This window comes from Pseudomonas sp. 11/12A (assembly GCF_000800055.1).
In the GTDB taxonomy this organism is placed as follows: domain Bacteria; phylum Pseudomonadota; class Gammaproteobacteria; order Pseudomonadales; family Pseudomonadaceae; genus Aquipseudomonas; species Aquipseudomonas mohnii.
The window spans coordinates 1,650,410-1,674,264 of record NZ_JUGV01000001.1; the positions used below are offsets into that span (position 1 = coordinate 1,650,410).

A 23,855-nucleotide genomic window follows, 5' to 3' on the forward strand; every position below is an offset into this window, starting at 1 on the left:
GGGGGAAGGCGCTAGAGCATAGCGCCTGAATCCTTTCACGAATACCGCAAGGTGTTATTTCAGACTTTTCAGTCAGTTCTGATAACTACAGGCATCAGACAGTTTTCTGTAGGCGATTTCTGCGGGTTTGCCTGTCTGCTCATCGATGTATTTCATGTGCGCGTTGATCACCTTGCAATCCAGGGTGTCAGGTTCAGTCAGCGCGATGACTTTGCCTACGTGCAGCGGCATGCCGTAATGATAGGAAGGCACGGCCTGAGTGGTGGAGGTGTCATTGGCCTGAGCCATACCTGTCAATGAGACACAGGCCAGGGCGGCGGAAACGAGCAGGGTGCGCGAGTTCATGGGGCGATCTCCAGTGCAGACGGAAGTCAGTTCGACGTTTCGTCGAACCTGCCGCACTGGGCGTCAGAGGGCTCTGAGGGCGTGCGGTCCAGTAGAGTGTTTGACTGCGTGATTAAGCATTGGTTAACTCGCCTGAATGCCACCTGTCGCCTGGTCACTACCGTTTGGCGGAGTCTTTCAGACTAAGGTCGTATGCTTGTAAAGAAAGCCCTCTGCCATCATTGCCGATCACCCCCCTGCGTTTTCACTTCTTCAGGCCAGCCATTGGCCTGGATGAAGGCTATTTTTGGCTGCTTGCGCTTTGGCGCAAGCGGCACTGTTGGAGTTTTAAATGCGTTCCCCCTTTACCTTTATCACCGTGCGCCAGTCATTCGGCTTCGGCGCTCTGGTCCTGTGCGCCGGTTTTACCGGATCGAGCCAAGCGAGCGGTTTTATCGACGACACCACGGCGAACATCGAATCGCGCACGATGTATTTCAATCGTGATTTCCGTGATGGGCACACTTCCACCGAACAAGGCGCCTCAAAGCGTGACGAGTCGGCCCAGGGTTTTATTCTCAACCTGCAGTCAGGGTACACCGAGGGCACAGTCGGGTTTGGTATCGACGCCTTGGGCATGGCCGGCTTCAAGCTTGACTCCAGTCCCGACAGCAGCAATAGCGGCCTGCTGCCATCCAGTGGGGAAAACCCGCGCGGTTCGGCAGACCAATACGCCAAGCTCGGCCTGACGGCCAAAGTGCGGGTTTCGAAAAGCGTGCTGAAATACGGCGCATTGCGGCCCGATTTGCCACTGCTCAAATACAACGACGGGCGTTTGCTGCCGACGATGTTCAACGGCGCCATGCTGACCTCCAAAGAGGTGAACAATCTGACCCTCATGGCGGCGCGACTGGACAAGTACACCGCCCGGGACTCCACCGATGCCCAGGACATCCGCGTGAATTGCAAGAACAAGCGCTATGCCTGCAACGTCACCGCTGATCACTTCGATATGTACGGCGTCGATTACACGATCAACGATCGCCTGACAGCCCAGTATCACTACTCGGAGCTCGAAGACATTTACCGCCAGCAGTTCGTGGGCTTGCTGGGCAACCAACCGTTGGGCAGCGGTGTGCTCAAGGCCGATATGCGCGTGATCGACAGTGCCGACAGCGGTGCCGCCCGCGCCGGGTCCATCGACAACCGCGCCCTGAGCGCAATGCTTGCCTACGCCATCAACAGCCATACGTTCAGCGCAGGGTGGCAGCGCATGAACGGCGACAATTCGATGCCGTATCTGGATGGCTCCAACCCGTACCTGGTCAACTATGTGCAAGTCAACGATTTCGCGGCCGCGCAGGAGCGTTCATGGCAGTTGCGCTACGACTATGACTTCAAGGGCATCGGCCTGGATGGCCTGACATTCCTGACCCGCTATGTGAACGGCGATCACATCAAGGTGCCTGGCAGCGACGTGGAAGGTAAGGAATGGGAGCGCGACAGCGAGCTCAAGTACGTGGTGCAGAGCGGCACGTTCAAGGATGTGAGCTTGCGCTTGCGTAACGCGACGTACCGAACCAACTACGAAAAATTCGCCCGGGATGTGGATGAGACACGGTTGATTGTCAGCTACAACTTCTCGGTGTTGTAAGCACGGCTGTTTCAGCGCCTGAAGGATCGTCATCGCGAGCCAGCTCGCTCCCACACCGGTCGCTGTGCATGACCAGGAATCGTAGGAGCGAGCTTGCTCGCGATAGGGCCTTCCGGTTCAGCGAAGGTCCAACTGATGGCGATACGGTAAGTCCGGTCCGGTCTTGCTGCACGTCAGCGCGGCGGCCTGCACCGCAAACCTGAGCATTGCATCGATCTGCTCGCGACTCAGTTGTCCCACGCCTTCGACCGAATCCAGCTGGTGCTCGGTCAACCAGGTAATCAATGCCGCCTGGAAGGTATCGCCGGCACCGACGGTGTCGGCGATATTGACCGGGCAGGCAGAAGTCGACCATGAACCATGAGCTCGACTGAATACGGTTGCGCCCTCGCCACCCCGGGTCAAAAACACCAACTGGCAACGGTGTTGCAACCAGCCATCGATCACTCGCGCAGGGTCTTGTCCGGGATACAGCAGGCTCAAATCTTCGTCGCTGACTTTGATCAGGTCGGCGTGCTCGACCAGCGTGGCCATCCGTGAGCGCCACAGCTCGATATCCGGCTCGGGATTAAGCCGCACGTTCGGGTCGAGGCTGATCAGGCGCCGGCCACTTTCGCGACGCACCAGTTCCAGCAGTGTGTCGGCCACTGGCTGCACCACCAGCGAAAATGAACCGATGTGCAACCCGCGCACCTGCGGCCCCAGTTCTGGCAGATGTTGCGGTTTCAGTTGGCGGTCGGCGCAGCCTTCACCACGGAAGCTGTAGTGCGGCGAGCCATTGGCCCCGACCGCGACCATGGCCAGGGTAGTCGGCGCCGCGAAATCCACCAGATAGTCGGTGCCTACGCCTTCGTCCTGCAACACTTGCAACAAGCGCCGCCCCAGGTAGTCGGTCGACAACCCGGCAAACAGCGCCACGTCCACGCCCAAGCGGCGCAATCCCACTGCAACGTTGAACGGCGAACCGCCGGCAATCGCCTTGAAATTCACTTTTGAAGCCAGGCCGCTGGCGTCGTTTTCACTGAAGAAATCGAACAGCGCTTCGCCACACACCAGATACATAGTTGTTCGCTCTTTAAAGGGTTGCGACATGCTGTCGATAGCGTTCGTAGGCTTGCTGGTAGGCTGCCACGTTGTCTGCGATCGGTAAGGTTTCACTGGCCAGGTCGAGTTTCACGCAACGTTCGCACAGGTCCTCGAGGCTGTCTTCGTGCCCGTTGGCCCAGGATGTACACCACGCCGCCTGAATCGCCGCGCCCAGGGCGGCGGCTTCGCTTTGTTCGGTGCAGATCACTGGCGTGTTCATGGTGTCGGCGACTAGTTGTCGCCACACCTGACTGTTCGAGCCGCCGCCGATCAGGCAGATGCTGCGGCTTTGTAAGCCATTGTGGCGCAACAGGTCCAGTCCATATCGCAAACCGAAGGTGGTGCCTTCGACCACGGCACGGCACAGATTGGCTTGGGTCAGGTTGCTCATGGTCAGGCCCAGCACGCTGCCGGTGGCATGGGGCAGGGCGGGCACGCGTTCGCCGTTGAGGAACGGCAGCATGCACACGCCGTCGGCGCCGATGGGGGCCTGGGCCACGAGTGCGTTGAAACACTCGATATCCAGATCGAACAGCTCGCGAATCACCCCCGTGGCGTTGGTCAGGTTCATGGTGCAAATCAACGGCAGCCAGCCGCCGCTGGAGGAGCAAAAAGTCGCCACCGCAGCGTTCGGGCTGACCTTCGGCTGATCGGCATAGGCGTACACCGTCCCGGACGAGCCGAGACTCATGGTGATCGCGCCGGGTTTGATGTTGCCCGTGCCGATGGCGCCCATCATGTTGTCGCCGCCGCCGCTGGACACCCGCGCGCGCGGGTTGATGCCCAGGTGATCGGCGATGCCCGGCAGCAGGGTGCCGACGGCGGCGTGAGCATCGATCAGTTCCGGCAACGCCGCTTGCAAGCGCCCACTGGGGTCGATGTCACGCAACAACTGCAAATCCCATTGGCGGGTGCGCACATTGAAGTAGCCGGTGCCGGAGGCGTCGCCGTACTCGCTGCAGCTGCGCCCGGTGAGCCAGTAGTTAAGGTAATCGTGGGGCAGCATCACATGAGCAATGCGGGAGAAAATCTCGGGATGCTGCTCTCGGGTCCATAACAGTTTGGACACGGTGTAGCCCGGGGCAATGACCACGCCCAGGCGTTCCAGCGAGCCTTTATCGCCGCCCAGATGCGTGAGCAGTCGGTCGTTCTCTTCGGTGGTTTCGGTGTCGCACCAGAGTTTGGCCGGGCGCAGCACCTTACCCTGATGGTCGAGCAGCACCAAGCCGTGTTGCTGGCCGGAAACGCCTATGCCGAGAATGGCCTGGCCGTCGACATCGGCTGCCAGCAAGGCGCGTCGGGTGGCGAGGGTCAACGCGTCCAGCCACTGCGCCGGGTCCTGTTCACGGCGGCCATTGGCACCACTGATCAGCTTGTGCGCAGCAGCGCCCTGGCCCAGCACCTGTCCGCTGACGGCGTCGAGAATGATGGCTTTGGTGCCCTGGGTGCCGCAGTCGATGCCGAGGAAGAGTTGATGGTTTGTCATGGCGGGTCCTGTTTGTCAGGTCGATCTTGGTGACCATTGAGCATCTGCGTTGTCTGTCAGGTCGTCATCGCGGGCAAGCCCGCTCCCACAGGTATCAATGCCGTTCACAAATATCTGTTTCACCACGGACTACTGTGGGAGCGGGCTTGCCCGCGATGACGGCAGCAGCTTCAACACAGGACTTATGCCAGAATCCGCTCCAGCGTCCGCGTCACCCCAACATCGCGCAAGCTGTTGCAGCACCACTCAAACGCCGCGACAAACTCCGCCGAGCGCGGGATCACCGTGCCAAAGATCTCCTCGACGCCCAGCATCCGTTGGGTGATCAATGCATCATCGACCACCAGCGCCTGACAGAACGCCGCCCGAGGGTCCGGGATGGCGTAGGTGTCACCGTTTTCGTCCACGCCTTTGAGGTACAAGGCCCAGGCGGCCACAACCAGCGCCGCCCGTTTGGTATCCCGGCCGTCGGCGATCAGGCGGTTGATGGTCGGTACGGTGAATTTCGGAAACTTCGACGAACCGTCCGAGCACACGCGCTCCAGCTGATCGGCAATCGCCTGATTGGAAAAACGTGCCACCAGCGTGTTTTTGTACTCGGTCAGGTCAATGCCCGGTACCGCTGACAACTGCGGGGTCACGTCCAGGTCCATGTAGGCGCGCATGTAGCGCACGAACAATGGGTCGCTCATGGTTTCGTGGACAAAGCGGTAACCCTTCAAAAAGCCCAGATAAGTCAGGGCCAGATGACTGCCATTGAGCAGTTTGATCTTCATTTCTTCATAGGGCGTGACGTCGTCGGTGAACTGCACGCCGACCTTTTCCCAGGCCGGGCGACCATTGACGAATTTGTCTTCCAGCACCCACTGCACAAAGGGTTCGCAGACCACGGGCCAGGCGTCGTCCACCCCATGTTTGTCGGCCAGTTGCAGGCGATGCGCGGTGCTGGTCATCGGCGTGATGCGGTCGACCATGGCATTGGGGAAACTCACGTTGCGGTCGATCCAGTCGCACAAATCAGCGTCGCGCAATGCCGCGAAAGCCAGCAACGCCTTGCGGGTGACCGCCCCGTTGTGCGGCAGGTTATCGCAGGACATCAAGGTGAACGCCGGTGTGCCCGCCGCCCGGCGTTTGGCCAGTGCGGCACAGAGGAAACCGAACACGGTTTTCGGTGCGTCCGGGTTCGCCAGGTCGTGCTGGATTTGCGGCAGATGAGCCATGAACTCGCCATTGCTGTCGTCGATGCAGTAGCCGCCTTCGGTGATGGTCAACGAGACGATGCGTATCTCGGGGCTGGCCAGCTTATCGATCAGCGCCTGGGCACCGTCTTCGGCCAGCAACATGTCGCGAATGGCGCCGATGACCCGCACTTCAGTGTCGTCGCGATCACCCAGTTCGAACAGGGTGAACAGGTAGTCCTGTGCGTTCAGATCGTCCCGGGCGCGCCGGTCTTCGGCGCGCAGGCCGACGCCGCAGATCGCCCAGTCCAGGTCTTCGCCGGTATTCATCAGGGCGTCGGTGTAATACGCCTGGTGGGCGCGGTGGAAACCACCGACGCCGATGTGGGCGATGCCTTGGCGGGTGTCGCTCAGGGCGTAGGCGGGCAGGGCCACCTCGGCAGAGAGGCGGTTGAGGTTGTGTTTATTGAGTTTCATCGCAGGCTCTCTGAAATCAGGCGGCAACGCGCAGCGGTCGGGTCAGCGCCACGCCGTTGGCATCGAATAAATGGCAGTGCCCGGCGTCCAGGTGCAGGCTCAGTGTTTCGCCATAACGACTGGCGAGGTCGCCGCGCACACGCAGGGTCAGGGCCTCTCCGGAAGCAGTCACGACGTGACAGAAGGTGTCACTGCCCAGGCGTTCGCTGACGTCGGCCGTGACTTGAAGGATGCAGTCGCCAGGCTTGGCCAGTTCCAGGTGTTCCGGACGTATGCCCAGGGTCACCGCACCACCCACGCTCAGGTTGGCACCGCTGAGCGGCAGGGTGATGCGGGTGCCAGCGTCCAGCTGTACTTCGCAACCCTGGCGGTCGATACGGCTGACGTTGCCCTTGAGAAAACCCATTTTCGGCGTGCCGAGAAAGCCGGCGACAAACAGGTTGGCCGGTTGGTGATAGAGGTCCAGGGGCGAGCCGACTTGTTCGATCTTGCCGCCGTTGAGTACCACCACCTTGTCGGCCATGGTCATGGCTTCGACCTGGTCATGGGTGACGTAGATCATCGTCGCTTGCAGGTCTTTGTGCAGGCGCAACAGTTCCAGGCGCATCTGCACCCGCAGTGCCGCGTCGAGGTTGGACAGTGGTTCGTCGAACAGGAAAATCTTCGGGTTGCGCACGATGGCCCGGCCGATGGCTACACGCTGACGCTGACCACCGGACAACTGCTTCGGCTTGCGCTCCAGCATCGGCCCCAGTTCGAGGATGCGCGCGGCTTCGCCGACTTTCTTTTCCACTTCCGCCTTGGGCACGCCGGCCAGATCGAGGGCAAACGACATGTTTTTGCGCACGCTCATGTGCGGATAAAGGGCGTAGGTCTGGAACACCATCGCCAGGTCGCGCTTGGCCGGGCTGACTTCGGTGATGTCGCGGCCATCAAGCTCGATGGTGCCGCCGCTGACTTCTTCCAGCCCGGCGATCAGGCGCAGCAGGGTGGATTTGCCGCAACCCGACGGGCCGACGAACACCACGAATTCCTTGTCGTTCACTTCCAGGTCGATGCCTTTGATGATGGAAAAGCCCTCGAAGCCTTTCTGCAGATTCTTGATTTTCAGGTTGGCCATGGTGGTGGGCCTCCACTGTGGGTGATTGGGTTGAACCTGTAGGAGCGTGCCTGCTCGCGATGGACTCGCAGGCGACGCGTTCCTCCTGGAAGAACGCGTTATCGTTTACGTTCATCGCGAGCAGGCTCGCTCCTACAGGGATCGGGGCGATCTTTATTTCACTGCGCCAAACGACAGGCCGCGCACCAGTTGTTTCTGGCTGATCCAGCCGAAAATCAGGATCGGCGCACAGGCCAGGGTCGACACCGCCGACAACTTGGCCCAGAACAACCCTTCGGGGCTGGAGTACGAGGCGATCAAGGCGGTCAGTGGCGCGGCTTTCGATGAGGTCAGGTTCAGCGACCAGAACGCCTCGTTCCAGCACAGGATCAGCGACAGCAGCACGGTCGAGGCCAGCCCGCCCTTGGCGATCGGCAGCAGCACGCGGACCATCTCCTGCCACAGGGTCGCGCCATCCAGCCGCGCGGCTTCGAGGATGTCTTTCGGAATGTCCTTGAAGTAGGTGTAAATCATCCAGACCACGATCGGCAGGTTGATCAGGGTGTAGATCACGATCAGCGCGATGCGCGTATCGAGCAGGCCGAAGCTCTTGGCCAGCAGGTAGATCGGCATCAAGACCCCCACCGGTGGCAGCATCTTGGTCGAGAGCATCCACAACAGTGTGCCTTTGGTGCGTTGGGTTTCGTAAAACGCCATCGAGTAGGCCGCCGGCACCGCGATCAGCAGACACAGCGCGGTGGCGCTGAATGAAATCACCACCGAGTTCCAGGCGAAGCTGAAGTAATCACTGCGTTCGTTGATGTGCAGGTAGTTCTCCAGGGTCGGGGTGAAGATGAACTGCGGCGGCGTGGCGAACGCGTCGATTTCGGTTTTGAAACTGGTCAGCACCATCCAGAAAATCGGGAAGAAGATCAGGATTGCGATGGCCCAGGCCAGGGTGCCGAGCAGCAGGCTTTGCAGGCGGCGGGATTGTTGAAGGGTCATGGCGCGGGCCTCAGGCTTTGTCTGTCAGGTTTTTGCCGATCATCCGCACCAGCACGATGGCCGCGATGTTGGCGATCACCACCGCGATCAAGCCGCCAGCGGAGGCCATGCCCACGTCGAACTGCACCAGCGCCTGGTTGTAGATCAGGTAGGCGAGGTTGGTCGAGGCGTAGCCGGGGCCGCCATTGGTGGTGGTGAAGATTTCGGCGAACACCGAGAGCAGGAAGATGGTTTCGATCATCACCACCACGGCAATGGGGCGGGCCAGGTGCGGCAGGGTCAGGTGCCAGAAAATCGCGACGGGGCCGGCACCGTCCAGGCGCGCGGCTTCCTTCTGTTCCTGATCGAGGGACTGCATGGCGGTCATCAGGATCAGGATCGCGAAGGGCAGCCATTGCCACGAGACTATGATGATGATCGACAGCAGCGGGTAATGCGCCAGCCAGTCCACCGGTTGCGCGCCGAACAGTTTCCAGACGTAGGCGAGCATCCCCGACACCGGGTGGAAGATCAGGTTTTTCCAGATCAGTGCGCCGACCGTGGGCATGATGAAGAACGGCGAGATCAACATGACTCGCACGATGCCGCGACCGAGAAATTCGCTGGCCTCCAGCAAGGCGCTGATCAGCACACCGAACACCACGCTGATCAGCAGCACGCTGCCCACCAATAACAGGGTGTTGGTGGCACCGGGCAGGAAGCCCGAGTCCGTCAGGAAGTAGGTGAAGTTCTCCAGCCCGACGAACTCGTTTTCACCCGGGTTTAGCAGGTTGTAGCGAATCATCGAGAAGTACAGCGTCATGCCCAGCGGCACGATCATCCAGAGCAGCAACAACGCCACCGAGGGGCTGACCAGAAACCAGCCGGGGTTGCTCAACCGGCTTTTACGCAGCGGTTGAGGGATTTCCATGTGCGCTTTGGCAGTTGAAGTATTCATGGTGATCACGACCGTTTGGGTGCAGATACATGTTCAGGAAAGAACAACATTCCTGACATAGACGCGAACCCTGTGGGAGCGGGCTTGCCCGCGATGGCGATTGAGCAGTCGACATCCATGTTGAATGTGCCGGCCTCATCGCTGGCAAGCCAGCTCCCACAGGTTAAGTGGCGGTTACTTGGGATAACCGGCGCGCTTCATCTCTCGCTCAGTGGTTTGCTGCGCCGCCGCCAGCGCCTGGTCGACCGTCATCTGGCCGATCAGCGCCGCCGAGAACGACTTGCCGACCTGGGTGCCGATGCCCTGGAACTCGGGGATGGTCACCAACTGAATGCCGATATAGGGCACCGGTTTCAGCGTCGGCTTGCTCGGGTCCGCGGCTTTCAGTGACTCGAGCGTCACCTTGGCAAACGGCGCGGCACTCATGTACGCCTCGCTGTAGGTCGAGGCCCGGGTGCCTGGCGGCACGTTGGCGATGCCGTCTTTTTCTGCAACCAGCGCACTGTATTCCCTGGAGGTCGCCCAGGCGCTGAAGGTTTTCGCCGCGTCCTTGGCCTTGGAACTGGTCGGGATCGCCAGTGCCCAGGCGTACAGCCATGCCGAACCTTTGTCAGTGACCTGATGCGGCGCGTAGGTGAAACCGACGTGATCAGCCACTTTGCTTTGGGTCTTGTCGGTGACGAACGAGCCGGCGACGCTGGCGTCGACCCAGATCGCGCATTTGCCGCTGTTGAACAGAGCCAGGTTTTCGTTGAAACCATTGCTCGACGCGCCCGGCGGGCCGGATTTCTTCATGGTGTCGACGTAGAAGTTCAGCGCGTTTTTCCATTCGGGGCCGGTGAATTCCGGTTGCCATTTCTCATCGAACCAGCGCGCGCCATAGGCGTTGGCGACGGTGGTGATCAACGCCATGTTCTCGCCCCAACCAGCCTTGCCGCGCAAGCAGATGCCGTACTGCTCTTTATCCTTGTTGGTGAGTTTGCCGGCGAACTCGGCGATCTGTTCCCAGGTCGGGCGCTCGGGCATGGTCAGGCCGGCGTCCTTGAACAGGTCGGTGCGGTAATAGGTGATCGAGCTTTCGGCATAGAACGGCAGTGCATACAACGAACCCTTTACCGACAAGCCTTCACGCACCGACGGGAACACATCGTCCAGGGCGTAGCTTGCAGGCAGGTCCTTCATCGGCTCCAGCCAACCCTTGGCGCCCCACAGTGCCGCTTCGTACATGCCGATGGTCAACACGTCGAACTGCCCGCCCTGGGTGGCGATGTCGGTGGTCAGGCGCTGACGCAGGACGTTTTCTTCCAGCACCACCCAATTGAGCTTGATGTCCGGATGCTCGGCCTCAAAGGTTTTCGAGAGCTTCTGCATACGAATCATGTCGCTGTTGTTGACGGTGGCGATGGTCAGGGTCTGGGCGCCAAGGCTGACGCTGCTGAGGGTCATGCAGGTGAGGGCAAGCAGAGCTTTTACAGACGGTTGCATCGTGCACTCCTTTTCTGCACCCGAGGGGGACAGAAGGACGGTTATTGTTTTTGTGTCTTCCGCTTGTAGGAAGAATCTGCACTGATTACAGCCTTCAATTCACGGCGAAACAAATCATCCGTCGCACTTGAATCGATACTTTTTTGCACTCGGGTTTAGAGCGGTAGACGCAGGGAAGGGCTTTTCTGCGGTGAGGTGATGTCGAATCCGTACAGGTTTTCGACACCAGGCAGACCTGTGGGAGCTGGCTTGCCAGCGATGGCGGTGGATCAGTCGATAGAGATGTTGGTTGCGCGGGCCTCATCGCTGGCAAGCCAACTCCCACAGGGACGGGTGATGTCAGCCGTGGTTTTGCTCGGTCAACCGCTGCACTACCAACCGCCGGTAATGGGACGGCGTCATGCCCTTTAGCTGTTGAAAGCGCCGATTGAAATTGGAAATATTGTTGAAACCCGACTCGAAACAGACATCGGTCACGGGTTTGTCGCCGTCGGCCAGCAGTTCACAGGATTTACTGATGCGCAGGCGATTGACGAATTCGATGAAATTGCGCCCGGTGGCCTGTTTGAACACGCGACTGAAATAGGTTGGTTTCATGCCCAGGTGCTCGGCGACTTCTTCCAGAGGCAACTCCCGCGCATAGTGGGCGAAGATGTAATCCACCGCCCGGTTGGTGCGATCGATGTTGTGTTCGTCAGCCAGTTGCGGCGTCGTGGCGCCGGACAACAACTGATAGTCGTCAGTGGCAGCGAGCAACTCCAGCAGGATGAAAAAATGCCCGAGGCGCGTGACGCCCTGGGTATCGGCAATGCGCTGCATCAGGTCCATCGCCTGGCGGATGGTCTGCTTGCAGCGAAACTCGATGCCGTACTGCGCCCGCTCCAGCAGCGGGGCCAGGGTCTTGAGTTCGGCGAACACCTGATAGCCGCTGTCGAACAACTCATCCGTGAAGTTGACCAGCATGTCGCGCTTGGGCACCACTTCATCTTCGGCCACCTGGCTGATCCAGTTGTGGGGCAGGTTGGGGCCGGTGAGGAACAGGCTTTCAGGGTAGAAATTGCCGATGTAGTCGCCGATGAATACCTTGCCGGAGCTGGCGACGATCAGGTGCAACTCGTATTCCTTGTGGAAATGCCAACGTACCAGCGGGCAGGGAAATCCGTGCTGGCGGTAGATGATGGACAACCCATTGTGGTCGTCCATCAGTTCGTAGGACGGGTCGGTCACTCTGGCGGTACGTGTCATGGCGGCACACTTTTCTTGTTATCGCGCTGTGATCATGCCCTTTACGCAGTGAAAAACGCCAGTTTGCCGCGATACGAAGCTTCAGCCAGCGTCAAAAATAGGCTTCACGTTATTTGAAGCGCAATAGACTTTTCGGGAATGCGATTCTTTGCCTCGATCCATTGCGCCATGTACTGAGTGCTCTTGTGATGATGGTGACGCAACATGCTGCCGGTAAAGTTGTCCCGGCGGATTTGCGCCAAATGCCGTTGGCAATGAACCAGTCTTTCAATCAGGGCGGGCCCGTGAATGGATTGCTGGTAACGGCTGGCTAGCAGAGCCTGCGCTTGACCCTGCGTACGCTGCCACAGAACCTTGTCGGTATACAGCCGCACAGCGTTGTCGGCGAAGTCGCGAGCGGACCGGGTCACGGCGCCGGGCCACGCTTGCTCGCCGTGCATGGCTTCCGCCCCCATCGGGGTGGTGACATTGGGCGTGCCGCAGAGCATCGCATCGACGATTTTGCCTTTGATTCCCGCACCAAAACGCAGCGGCGCCAGGCACACCCGTGCCGCTGACATGACTTGCAACGCGTCTTCCGCCCAGTTCATCACGTGAAAGCCCTGGGCGGCATTGTGCAGCGCGGTCGCCTTGGGCGGCGTGTAAGCGCCATAGATGTGCAACTGCGCGTCAGGTATTTGCTCACGGATCATTGGCCAGATGACGGTTTTCAGCCAGAGCACCGCATCCCAGTTAGGCGCATGCCGGAAGTTGCCAATGTGCAGGAAATGCGCGCGATCTTCGAACGATGCCGGCGGTTGGTTTGGCAGATCAACCATCAGTGGGCACCAGTGCAGCAGATCTCGCGCAAGTTTGAATTGCTCAACCAACAACTCGATTTCCACTTCGGAGGTCATCAGGTTCAAATCACAACGATAAATCGCTGCGATTTCCCGTTTGGCCAGATCGGTATCGGCCATGAACTCGAACTCTTCACGCAATGCAGGCGCGAACAAGTCCGTGAAATCATTGACGTCGTCACTGGCCTTCAGCCGCGCCTTGAGTCGCTGATGCCGGGCATCGCGCAGGCTTTGCAGGTCAGAGGTTTCAAGCACGCGCAGCGCGGCAGGACAATGTTTCTCCACGCGCCAGCCGAACTGTTCTTCCATCATGAAGCGATCGAACAACACCACATCCGGCGCCAGTTCGTGGATGAACGTGTCAAAACTGCTGTTGTTCAACTCGATCGGCACTTCGCGAATGCCCAGCGCCGTGAGGTCGGCCCGGTGCTCACCGCTGCCGGCCGGGCTGCTGAAGGTGATATCCCAACCCTGCTGCAGGAAAGTCTCAAGGATTTGCATCATGTGGCCACCGGCTGCGGAGGAGCGGGGCTCGGGCCAGACGTAACCAATGACCAGGACGCTGGTTGCGCGAGGTTGACTCATGTACGGGGGTTCCTTGAAGCGTGCAGGGGGCAGGCAAGTAAAAGAGGGGCGGTATTACACCATGGCGGGTAGCCGGATCACTCGAGAATGCTCTTGACCTTGTCCCGCAACTGATCGATGGAGAAGGGTTTGCCAATCACATGCATGCCTTCGGGCGCTTCGATGCTTTCGGCATAACCGCTGGCAAACAGCACCGGCAGTTCATGGCGCAGCATGCGCGCCTGCTCGGCCAGTTCCCGACCATCCATCACCGGCAGGCCGACATCGGTCATCATCAAGTCGATGTGCTGGTCTTCGTCATTGAGGAACTCCAGCGCCTGCTCGCAGCCATCGGCTTCAAGAACTTTGAACTCAAGCTCCTCCAGCACATCGACAATCAACATGCGCACGATGGCATCGTCTTCGACGACCAGAATGATGGGAGCGTTGGCGGACATGGTGGGCATCTCGAAAATTGGTGAGGGTTGCCAGTCGATGTAAATCGCCGGCGTCTTGCATGAGTAAATGGCGACTGCCGACAAGTTCCCGACAGGCTATAAAAAGAGTAGTGACACAGTACATGGAAGGATAACCGCTCCTGTGGCATCAAATCAGCTGAATGTAGGAAATCGCACAAAAACGCATCAGAAATTGGATCAATGCGCCGGTTTTGGGGCAAACTCCTTGGTTTTGATCGGTTGGACAAGGCTTGACTATGACCTCTGAGTCTTCAGTTGATGAGCAACGGTTCCGCAAACTCCTGAGCCGCAATATCAGGCTCCCGCTGGGTGTCGGCGTTGTCAGTGCGGTGTTCTTCGTTTCGTTGATCATGTACCTGCTGTCGACGATCCAGTGGGTCGAGCACACGGATCGCGTGATCAATAACGCCAATGAAGCGCTCAAGCTGACGGTCGATCTGGAAACCGGCATGCGCGGCTTCCTGCTCAGCAGTGACGAAAAATTTCTCGAACCCTATGAAACGGCGAAGCCGAGAATCGAGGTCGTGCTCAAAACCTTGCTCGAATTGACAGGCGACAACCCGGCCCAGACCGACCGTCTGCACCGCCTGCAGGCGTTGCAACAGGAATGGGCCGATTATGCGAAAAGCATGATCGATCTGCAGCGATCCAGCGGCGATTATCGCGGCGCGGTGAGGGCTGGAAAAGGTAAGCGCTTGACCGATGAGATCCGCAAGCAGTTCGAAGACGTGATCGACATGGAGCAGCAACTGCGCACCACCCGCAACGATGAGGTGCGGCGCACGACGGTCTGGAGCATCGGTCTCTACCTGTTGTTCATCGCTGGCATCAGTGGCTTGCTGGCTTACATCGGCCGTCGCGACCTGCTCAATCTGTCCAACAGTTACAGCGCTAACCTTGCCGCGCAGCAGGCCAGCGCCCATCGCCTGGAGCAGCAAGCCTGGCTGCGCAATGGTCAGACCCAGCTCGCTGAGCAGGTACTGGGGCAACTGAGCCTGAATGTGCTTGGACGCAACATCCTGCAGTTCTGCGCGCAGTACCTGGGCAGCGCCGTGGCTGCGCTGTATGTCCGCGAAGAGCACGGCGGCCTCAGGCGCGTAGCGTCCTACGGCTTTTCCCGTGAGCAGGAAGCCATCGATCAGCAGATCTACAGTGACGAAGGCATTGTCGGCCAAGTGGCGCAACAGGCACGCCTGATCCGCCTGGACAACGTGCCGAGCGACTATTTCAAAGTCACCTCCGGCCTCGGCCAGGGCTTGCCACACAGTGTGCTGGTGGTACCGACCAGCGACGATGATCAGGTCAATGGCGTCATCGAACTGGGTTTCCTGCGCCCACTGATTGATCGCGACATCGAGCTGCTTGAGCTGATTGCGGCCAACATCGGCACCTCCATCGAGGCCGCGCGTTATCGTCAGCGCTTGCAGGAAGTGCTGGCCGAAACCCAGCAACTCAACGAAGAGCTGCAGGTGCAACAAGAAGAGCTCAAGACCGCCAACGAGGAACTTGAAGAACAGTCGCGAATCCTCAAGGAGTCCCAGGCACACCTGGAAACCCAGCAGGTGGAGCTGGAGCAGACCAACGAACAACTCGCCGAACAAGCAACGATTCTGGCCGAGCAGCGCGACGCCATGGACCTGAAGAACACCGAGCTCAATCAGGCCCAGCGTCAACTCGAAGAGCGCGCCGAAGAGCTGCAGCGTTCCAGCAAGTACAAGTCGGAATTTCTCGCCAACATGTCCCACGAACTGCGCACGCCGCTGAACAGTTCGTTGATCCTGGCCAAGTTGCTGGCGGAAAACCCTCAGGAGAACCTCAGCGCCGAACAGGTCAAGTTCGCCGAATCGATCTATAGCGCCGGTAATGACTTGCTCAACCTGATCAACGACATTCTCGATATTTCCAAGGTCGAGGCCGGAAAACTCGAGATCCGCCCGGAAAACACCAGCGTTGCGCGTCTGGTGGATGGCTTGCGCGGGATGTTCCAGGCATTGGCCACGGACAAGCAACTGGCGTTCCACGCCACGCTGGAAGACAGCGCTCCTTCGTTGATCTTTACCGACCGCCAGCGCCTGGAGCAGGTGATCAAGAACCTGCTGTCGAACGCGGTGAAGTTCACCGAAAAGGGCAGCGTCAGCCTCAGCGTTGCCTCGGCGCCCAACCACGGCATTGCCTTTACGGTGCGCGACACAGGGATCGGCATTGCCGAGGATCAGCAGGAAAGCATTTTCGAAGCCTTTCGCCAGGCCGATGGCACCACCAATCGCCGGTACGGCGGCACCGGGCTGGGTCTGTCGATCTCCCGCGACCTGGCCGCTTTGCTGGGCGGCTCCATCAGCGTCAGCAGCACACCGGGAGAGGGCAGCGTGTTCACCCTGGTGTTGCCGCAACAATATGTCGAACCGGGGGACGACCCTGTCGAACCGATGCGAACAGTGGCGGTAGCGGCAGCCCCGCCCGTGGCGCCGGCCATCTCGGCACCGCTGATTGTCGAAGACATTCCGCGCTTCGACGATGACCGCAACCGGGCGCCGTTCGGCACCCGCTGCATTCTGGTGGTCGAGGACGAGCCGAACTTTGCGCACATTCTCTACGATCTCGCCCATGAGCTGGGTTATCAGTGCCTGGTGGCCCACGGTGCCGATGAAGGCTACGACCTGGCCCGTGAGTTCAGCCCCGACGCGATCCTGCTGGACATGCGCCTGCCCGATCATTCCGGGTTGACCGTCCTGCAACGCCTCAAGGAGCACGCGCAAACCCGACACATACCGGTGCACGTGATTTCCGTCGAAGACCGGGTCGAGGCGGCGATGCACATGGGCGCCATCGGTTATGCGGTCAAGCCCACCACTCGCGAAGAGCTCAAGGACGTCTTTGCGCGCCTTGAAGCCAAGCTGACCCAGAAAGTCAAACGCGTGCTGCTGGTGGAAGACGATGACCTGCAGCGCGACAGCATTTCCCGCCTGATCGGCGACGATGACATCGAAATCACCGCCGTCGGCCTGGCCCAGGACGCACTGGACCTGCTGCGTACCACGATCTTCGATTGCATGATCATCGACCTGAAACTGCCGGACATGCTCGGCAATGACCTGCTCAAACGCATGTCGACCGAGGACATCTGCTCGTTTCCGCCGGTGATCGTCTACACCGGGCGCAATCTGACCCGGGACGAAGAAACCGAACTGCGCAAGTATTCGCGCTCGATCATCATCAAGGGCGCGCGTTCGCCCGAGCGCTTGCTGGATGAGGTCACACTTTTTCTGCACAAAGTCGAATCCCGGCTGTCCCATGAACGACAGACCATGCTCAAGACCGCCCGCAGCCGCGACAAGGTGTTCGAGGGGCGCAAAGTGCTGCTGGTGGACGACGACGTACGCAACATCTTCGCCCTCACCAGCGCACTGGAGCAAAAGGGCGCAGTCGTGATCATCGGGCGTAATGGCCTTGAGGCGATTGATCGATTGAATGAAGTCGAGGACATCGATCTGGTGTTGATGGATGTGATGATGCCGGAGATGGATGGCTTCGAAGCCACCACCGAAATCCGCAAGGACCCGCGCTGGCGCAAACTGCCAATCATTGCGGTAACGGCCAAGGCCATGAAGGACGATCAGGAGCGCTGCTTGCAGGCAGGCGCCAACGATTACCTGGCCAAGCCCATCGACCTGGATCGCCTGTTTTCGCTGATTCGTGTGTGGTTGCCGAAGATGGAACGTATCTAGTGGAGCGCAACTACTCAGGTGAGCGAAACAGCGAAATCGAGTTGCGCTTGTTGATCGAGGCGATCTACCTCAAGTACAGCTATGATTTTCGCGATTATTCCGGCGCTTCGATCAAGCGCCGGGTGACGTACGCGCTGAGCCAGTTCGAGTGCGGCACCATTTCGGCCCTGCAGGAGAAGGTTCTGCACGATCCGAAGGCATTCATGCAATTGCTGCAGCTGCTGACGATTCCAGTCAGTGAAATGTTCCGTGATCCCTCGCACTTTCTGGCCATACGCAAGGAAGTGGTGCCGCTGCTCAAGACTTACCCGTCGATCAAGATCTGGATCGCCGGCTGCAGCACGGGCGAAGAGGTCTATTCGATGGCGATTTTGCTGCGCGAAGAAGGCCTGCTCGATCGCACCATCATCTATGCCACCGACATCAACCCGCGCTCGCTGGAAAAAGCCAAGCAAGGCATTTTTTCGATGGAGAATGTCCGGGCCTATACGTCTAATTACCAGCACGCCGGAGGCCAGCGCTCCTTCGCCGATTACTACACGGCAGCCTATGGCTACGCGATTTTCGACAAGTCACTGTGCGAGAACGTGACGTTCGCCGATCACAGCCTGGCGACCGACAGTGTATTTTCAGAGACTCAATTAATTTCTTGTCGTAACGTATTGATTTATTTTAATAAAAAATTGCAGGATCGCGCGTTCGGTTTGTTTCACGAGTCACTGTGCCACCGTGGATTTCTGGTGCTGGGGAGCAAGGAAACCCCGGATTTTTCGGCCTATGGCAATCAATTCGAGTCCTTGGCCAAACAGGAACGGATCTACCGTAAATCATGAACGACGCCATGGGCTTGCCTTCTATAGAAGCAATCGTGATCGGCGCGTCGGCGGGCGGGGTTGAAGCGCTGCTCAATATCCTTACCCCGCTGCGCGAAGGCTTTGGGTTGCCGATCGTTGTGGTGCTGCACCTGCCGGATGAGCGGCGCAGCCACCTGGCGGAAGTATTTGCCCGACGGGTGGCCCTGCCGGTTCTGGAGGCCAGCGACAAAAGTCGCATCGAAGCCGGAACCCTGTATTTCGCCGCGCCCGGTTATCACTTGTCAGTGGAGCAGGACCGCAGCTTTTCCTTGAGCCTTGAAGACCGCGTGCATTATTCGCGACCCGCCATCGACTACCTGTTCGAATCGGCTGCCGATGCCTATGGGCCGAAACTGGCTGCCGTGCTGCTGACCGGCGCCAACCGCGATGGCGCCCACGGCCTGGCGCAGGTCAAGCGACGTGGCGGACTGACGGTCGTGCAGGACCCGGACGAGGCGCAGGTCGCGACCATGCCCCAGGCGGCGCTGGATATTCACCAGCCTGACCACATTCTCACTATCCGCGGCATTGGCCGTTTGCTTGTCGAGCTGGAACAAATCGCATGCTAAGTAATTTCCAGGCCAAACTGCTGATCGTCGACGATCTGCCGGAAAACCTGCTGGCGCTCGAAGCGCTGATCAAGCGCGAGGATCGCATCGTCTACAAGGCGCTTTGCGCCGATGAAGCCTTGTCGCTGTTGTTGCAGCACGAATTCGCCATGGCCATTCTCGATGTGCAGATGCCCGGCATGAATGGTTTTGAACTGGCCGAGTTGATGCGTGGCACGGAAAAGACCAAAAACATTCCGATCGTGTTCGTCAGTGCCGCCGGTCGCGAGCTGAATTACGCGTTCAAGGGCTATGAAAGCGGCGCTGTGGACTTCCTGCACAAACCGCTGGACATTCATGCGGTCAAGAGCAAGGTCAATGTGTTCGTCGAGCTGTTTCGTCAGAGCAAGGCCATGAAGCAACAGGTCGAGGCGCTGGAGCAGAGCCGGCGCGAGCAGGAGGCGTTGCTCAAGCGCTTGCAGAGTACCCAGCTGGAGTTGGAGCAGGCCGTGCGGATGCGCGATGACTTCATGTCGATCGTCGCCCACGAAGTGCGCACGCCGCTCAATGGCCTGATCCTCGAGACCCAGTTGCGCAAGATGCACCTTGCCCGGGATAACGCTGCGGCGTTTACCCTCGACAAGATGCAGGCCATGGTCGATCGCGATGAGCGGCAGATCAAAAGCCTGATCCGCCTGATCGAAGACATGCTCGATGTGTCGCGTATTCGCACCGGCAAGCTGTCGATTCGACCGACACGCTTCGATCTGTCGGAACGGGTTCGCAACCTGTTGCAGAACTTCGCCGCACAGATCGAGGCCGCCGAGTCGTCGGTGACCCTGGTGGCCGAGCAACCGGTGGTCGGCCAATGGGATGAGTTTCGTATCGAGCAGGTCATTTCCAATCTGCTGACCAACGCCCTGCGTTACGGGGCCAAGAGTCCGATCACCGTGAAGGTGTACAGTGAGCGTGGTGAAGCACGGGTGGAAGTGCGTGACTTCGGGATCGGCATCAGTGAAGAGAACCAGCACAGGATTTTCCAGCAGTTCGAGCGCGTCACGGCCAAACACGCCGTCGCCGGGCTTGGGTTGGGATTGTTTATTTCTGAACAGATAGTGACCGCCCATGGCGGTACCATTACCGTCGAAAGCCGGATTGGCGAAGGCGCCCTGTTTCGCGTTTGTCTGCCGCTGTAGGAAAACAGTCTGATAAACGCAACCTCTGATCGACCTCACGGTCGTATCAGCAGCTATTGACCGAACAAAGGCTTCCCATGAGTGAAGATGCACAAGATGTCGTATTGATCGTCGAAGATGACCCCTCGATTCTGATGGTGCTGTCGGCCTATCTGTCGGGGGAGGGCTACCGGGTACTGCAGGCCGAAAACGGCGAGCAGGCCTTCGAAATCCTTGCCAGCAAGCCCCACCTGGACATGATGATCACCGACTTCCGCCTGCCGGGCGGAATCTCCGGTGTGCAGATCGCCGAGCCCGCGATCAAGTTGCGACCGGAGCTGAAGGTGATATTCATCAGCGGCTATCCGCAGGAAATCCGTGAAACCGACAGCCCGATCACGCGCACGGCGCCTATCCTCGCCAAACCGTTCGACCTGGATGTGTTGCAGGAAATGATGCAGGACATGCTGTCCTGAGGGCAGCAGGAGCTGCCTTCGGCAACGCCTGCTGGGTCGGGTGCTTCAGACGCTGATCATCTCCCGCACCTTCGCCGTCAACAGGTCGAAGGTGAACGGCTTGGTGATCATCTGCATGCCAGGGTCGAGGAACCCGCCGCGCACCGCCGCGTGCTCGGCATAGCCGGTGATGAACAAGACCTTGAGCCCGGGCCGGTACTGCCTGCCGATTTCCGCCAGTTGCCGGCCGTTCATGCCGGGCAGGCCGACGTCGCTGATCATCAGGTCGATACGCTGCCCCGAATCGAGAATCGGCAACGCGGCGGCCGCATCGCCAGCCTCGACGAAGGCATAGCCCAGCTCGCTCAACACGGTACTCACCAACACCCGGACCGCCGGGTCATCCTCGACGATCAGTACCGTTTCGCCATTCTGCGCGAACAGAGGATGCTGGCGATCGACCGGATTGTCCCGGGGCAGGTCGCCACCGAAGCGCGGCAGGAACAGGCTCACTGTCGTGCCTTGGTCCACTTCGCTTTGAATGGCGACATGGCCCCGGGATTGTTTGCTGAACCCATAGATCATCGACAACCCCAGGCCGGTGCCCTGACCGATAGGCTTGGTGGTGAAGAACGGGTCGAAAGCGCGGCTGATGGTGCTTTGCGGCATGCCGCAGCCATTGTCGGTGACACTGAGTACCACGTAGTCACCCGGTTTGAGGTTGCTGTGGGCTTCGGTGAAGCGGGCGTCCAGTTGCTGGTTCGCGGTCCGCACCACCAGTTTGCCGCCATCGGGCATGGCGTCGCGGGCGTTGATGACCAGGTTGAGCAGGGCACTTTCCAGTTGATTGGGATCGGCTTCGGCCACCCACAGGTGCTCGCTCAGCTGCATTTCCAGACGGATGCTTTCGTTGATGCTGCGTTGCAGCAACTCGCCCATGGAAATCACCAGGTTGTTCATCTCCACCGGTTTGGAATCCAGCGACTGGCGACGGGAGAACGCCAACAGACGGTGAGTCAGGCCCGCCGCGCGATTGGCCGAGGTCACGCCAAGGTCGATCAGGCTGTCCAGATCCTCGGTGCGGCCACGGGCCAGACGCCGGCGCAGCAACTCCAGGCTACCGATGATGCCCGTCAGCATGTTGTTGAAGTCATGGGCGATACCGCCAGTCAGTTGGCCGACTGCCTCCATTTTCTGCGACTGGCGCAACACTTCTTCGTTGTGACGCAGCTGTGCGGTGCGTTCTTCGACTTGCTGCTCAAGGGTTTCGAGGGTGTTCTGCAAGCGCAGTTCGCTTTGGCTCAAGTCGATCAGCCGGTCCCGGGCCTCGTACTGTCGTCGACGTCCGCGCAGCGCAGTGGTCACCAGGCTGATCAATGTCTCCGGATGAAAGGGCCGCTCAAGGAAGGTGACATTGCCCAGCTGCGGGCCAAAACGTGAGGCGGGGTTTTGTTCCGGGCCGCCATGATGGGTCAACAATACAATCGGCAGGTCCGACCAGGCCGGCTGCTGCTCGATCAGGCCCAGCAACGGGTCCAGATCAACGCCCAACAAGGCCTCGGCGGAAATCAGCAGCAACCCCGCACCTTGTTCCAGTTCCCTGCAGAGCTCGACCAGACCTGCGCAGACAATCCCGTCGAATCCTGCTTCTCGGAGCAACATCAAGGCGATCTGGCCGTCACGTCCCAGCGGCGCGAGGATGATCGCGCGCTCGGACGTGGCTTCGATCGCCGTCACGGGGCTTCATCCCCGAGCAACGGGTTGCTGGCGCCCATATAAGTGGGTACGCCGCGTAAAACGCCCTGGAATGATTCCAACGGCTCACCGATGGTCATGCCATGGTTGCTGATGCGGTACTCGCGAATGGTGGATTCATGGCTGCCGGTGCGTTTCTTGATCACCGAAATCGCCCGGCGCACCTTGCCCACGGCTTCGAAGTAGCGCAGCAGAATCACCGTGTCCGCCAGATAAGTGATGTCCACCGGGGCCTGCATATCGCCGACCAGTCCATGCTGGGCGACGGTCATGAAGGTCGCGGCGCCCTGGCGGTTGAGGTACAGCAGCAGCTCGTGCATGTGCAGGACCAGGGCGTTCTCTTCGGGCATGGCCGCCTGGTAGCCGTTGATGCTGTCGATTACCACGGTCTTGATGTTGCGCTCGTCGACGCAGCGACGAACCCGGTGGGAGAACTCGCCGGGGGACAATTCAGCGGCATCCACCTGTTCGATCAGCAAGTTGCCGCTGTGCTGCAGTCCCTGCAAATCGATACCGATGTTTTTCATGCGCTCGAACAGCAGGCCCAGTTCTTCGTCGAAAATGAACAAGGCGGCTTTTTCACCCCTGGCGACGGCGGCGGCTGCGAAGATCATGGAAATGAGGGATTTGCCGGTACCGGCCGGACCGAGAATCAACGTGCTGGAGCCGGTTTCAATACCGCCGCCGAGCAGCGCGTCCATTTCCGCGATGCCGCTGGTCAATTGCTGGCGCAGATAGCGCCCTCGGTGTTCGGCGGCCACCAGGCGTGGAAACACATGCACGCCATCGCCCATGATGGTGAAGTCGTGAAAGCCGCCACGGTATTTCTGACCCCGGTACTTCACCACCCGGATACGCCGCCGTTCGGCGCCGTAATTGGGGGTCAGTTCCTCCAGGCGGATCACGCCGTGGGCCACGCTGTGCACGGTTTTGTCGAGGGACTCGGTAGTCAGGTCGTCAAGCAGCAGCACGGTGGCGTCGTAACGCACGAAGTAATGCTTGATCGCGAGGATCTGCCGGCGGTAGCGCAATGAGCTTTGCGCCAGCAGACGGATCTCGGACAGGCTGTCGAGCACCACGCGGGTTGGCTTGAAGCGCTCGACCACTTCGAAGATCTGCTTGGTGGCCTCACCCAATTCCAGGTCAGAGGAGTACAGCAGCGACTGCTGGTGCTGGGCATTGAGCAGGCTTTCCGGCGGCGTCAGTTCGAAAATATGCACGTTTTCGCCCAGTTCCCAACCGTGGGACCGGGCGCCCTGGCGCAGTTCGCGCTCGGTTTCGGACAGGGTGATGTACAACGAGCGTTCGCCGGCCTGGGCGCCAGCCAACAGAAAGTGCAGGGCAACGGTGGTCTTGCCGGTGCCCGGTTCGCCCTCCAGTAGAAACACGTGGCCGCGAGAGAGTCCGCCATCGAGGATGTCATCCAGCCCTTCGATACCGGTGGCGGCTTTTACACTGATCAACTCGTTGGATATAGACAAAAAA

19 protein-coding genes are annotated in these 23,855 nt (G+C 59.6%); 6 read left to right on the forward strand and 13 right to left on the reverse strand.

Annotated features, from left to right (window positions below):
* Window positions 1–72 precede the first annotated feature (72 nt).
* A complete protein-coding gene (locus GQ39_RS07705) occupies window positions 73–345 on the reverse strand; it encodes a DUF2790 domain-containing protein (protein WP_047528651.1) in 273 nt (90 codons plus the stop codon).
* A 331-nt stretch (window positions 346–676) separates the two neighbouring features.
* Between GQ39_RS07705 and GQ39_RS07710 the strand changes: the two genes are divergently transcribed.
* Window positions 677–1,978, forward strand: a complete 1,302-nt coding sequence (locus tag GQ39_RS07710; protein ID WP_047528652.1) for an OprD family porin — start codon at window positions 677–679, stop codon at window positions 1,976–1,978.
* Between the two features lie 117 nt (window positions 1,979–2,095).
* Here the strand turns inward: GQ39_RS07710 and GQ39_RS07715 are convergent, their stop codons facing one another.
* The 10 genes from GQ39_RS07715 to GQ39_RS07760 form a co-directional block, all read right to left on the reverse strand.
* Window positions 2,096–3,040, reverse strand: coding sequence for a carbohydrate kinase family protein (locus GQ39_RS07715; RefSeq protein WP_047528653.1), 945 nt, complete (start codon window positions 3,038–3,040; stop codon window positions 2,096–2,098).
* A 13-nt stretch (window positions 3,041–3,053) separates the two neighbouring features.
* Entirely contained in the window at window positions 3,054–4,550 is a 1,497-nt protein-coding gene (gene xylB, locus GQ39_RS07720; RefSeq protein ID WP_047528654.1) for a xylulokinase, read from the reverse strand.
* A 182-nt stretch (window positions 4,551–4,732) separates the two neighbouring features.
* The gene (locus GQ39_RS07725; RefSeq protein WP_047528655.1) at window positions 4,733–6,205 is read right to left on the reverse strand and encodes a mannitol dehydrogenase family protein; all 1,473 of its coding nucleotides are present in this window, start codon (window positions 6,203–6,205) and stop codon (window positions 4,733–4,735) included.
* A 16-nt stretch (window positions 6,206–6,221) separates the two neighbouring features.
* Window positions 6,222–7,325 (reverse strand): ABC transporter ATP-binding protein, encoded by a 1,104-nt coding sequence (locus GQ39_RS07730; RefSeq protein WP_047528656.1) that lies wholly within the window; start codon window positions 7,323–7,325, stop codon window positions 6,222–6,224.
* Between the two features lie 153 nt (window positions 7,326–7,478).
* Window positions 7,479–8,309, reverse strand: a complete 831-nt coding sequence (locus tag GQ39_RS07735) for a carbohydrate ABC transporter permease (protein ID WP_007936731.1) — start codon at window positions 8,307–8,309, stop codon at window positions 7,479–7,481.
* Window positions 8,310–8,319: 10 nt separating this feature from the next.
* The gene (locus GQ39_RS07740; protein WP_236693137.1) at window positions 8,320–9,219 is read right to left on the reverse strand and encodes a carbohydrate ABC transporter permease; all 900 of its coding nucleotides are present in this window, start codon (window positions 9,217–9,219) and stop codon (window positions 8,320–8,322) included.
* Window positions 9,220–9,420: 201 nt separating this feature from the next.
* Window positions 9,421–10,731 carry an ABC transporter substrate-binding protein gene (locus GQ39_RS07745; protein ID WP_047528659.1) on the reverse strand — a complete coding sequence of 437 codons (1,311 nt, stop codon included), beginning with the start codon at window positions 10,729–10,731 and terminating at the stop codon, window positions 9,421–9,423.
* Window positions 10,732–11,070: 339 nt separating this feature from the next.
* A complete protein-coding gene (locus GQ39_RS07750; RefSeq protein ID WP_047528660.1) occupies window positions 11,071–11,976 on the reverse strand; it encodes an AraC family transcriptional regulator in 906 nt (301 codons plus the stop codon).
* Window positions 11,977–12,080: 104 nt separating this feature from the next.
* Window positions 12,081–13,400 carry a glycosyltransferase gene (locus GQ39_RS07755; protein ID WP_047528661.1) on the reverse strand — a complete coding sequence of 440 codons (1,320 nt, stop codon included), beginning with the start codon at window positions 13,398–13,400 and terminating at the stop codon, window positions 12,081–12,083.
* 77 nt (window positions 13,401–13,477) lie between these two features.
* Window positions 13,478–13,837 carry a response regulator gene (locus tag GQ39_RS07760; RefSeq protein ID WP_047538564.1) on the reverse strand — a complete coding sequence of 120 codons (360 nt, stop codon included), beginning with the start codon at window positions 13,835–13,837 and terminating at the stop codon, window positions 13,478–13,480.
* A gap of 257 nt (window positions 13,838–14,094) precedes the next feature.
* Here GQ39_RS07760 and GQ39_RS07765 point away from each other — a divergent pair, with 257 nt between their 5' ends.
* From GQ39_RS07765 to GQ39_RS07785, 5 genes are all read left to right on the forward strand, one after another.
* Window positions 14,095–17,583: a response regulator gene (locus GQ39_RS07765; protein ID WP_047528663.1), complete on the forward strand. Its 3,489-nt coding sequence runs from the start codon at window positions 14,095–14,097 to the stop codon at window positions 17,581–17,583.
* A complete protein-coding gene (locus tag GQ39_RS07770) occupies window positions 17,583–18,416 on the forward strand; it encodes a CheR family methyltransferase (RefSeq protein ID WP_047528664.1) in 834 nt (277 codons plus the stop codon). The genes GQ39_RS07765 and GQ39_RS07770 overlap by 1 nt, the downstream gene beginning before the upstream one ends.
* Window positions 18,413–19,006 carry a chemotaxis protein CheB gene (locus tag GQ39_RS07775; protein ID WP_047528665.1) on the forward strand — a complete coding sequence of 198 codons (594 nt, stop codon included), beginning with the start codon at window positions 18,413–18,415 and terminating at the stop codon, window positions 19,004–19,006. The genes GQ39_RS07770 and GQ39_RS07775 overlap by 4 nt, the downstream gene beginning before the upstream one ends.
* Entirely contained in the window at window positions 19,000–20,181 is a 1,182-nt protein-coding gene (locus GQ39_RS07780; protein ID WP_047528666.1) for a hybrid sensor histidine kinase/response regulator, read from the forward strand. Before GQ39_RS07775 ends, GQ39_RS07780 begins: the two co-directional genes overlap by 7 nt.
* Window positions 20,182–20,258: 77 nt before the next feature.
* Entirely contained in the window at window positions 20,259–20,636 is a 378-nt protein-coding gene (locus GQ39_RS07785; protein WP_047528667.1) for a response regulator, read from the forward strand.
* Window positions 20,637–20,681: 45 nt separating this feature from the next.
* Here the strand turns inward: GQ39_RS07785 and GQ39_RS07790 are convergent, their stop codons facing one another.
* Both GQ39_RS07790 and GQ39_RS07795 read right to left on the reverse strand, forming a co-directional pair.
* A complete protein-coding gene (locus GQ39_RS07790; RefSeq protein WP_047528668.1) occupies window positions 20,682–22,352 on the reverse strand; it encodes a response regulator in 1,671 nt (556 codons plus the stop codon).
* Window positions 22,349–23,851, reverse strand: coding sequence for an ATPase domain-containing protein (locus tag GQ39_RS07795; RefSeq protein WP_047528669.1), 1,503 nt, complete (start codon window positions 23,849–23,851; stop codon window positions 22,349–22,351). The genes GQ39_RS07790 and GQ39_RS07795 overlap by 4 nt, the downstream gene beginning before the upstream one ends.
* Window positions 23,852–23,855 lie beyond the last annotated feature (4 nt).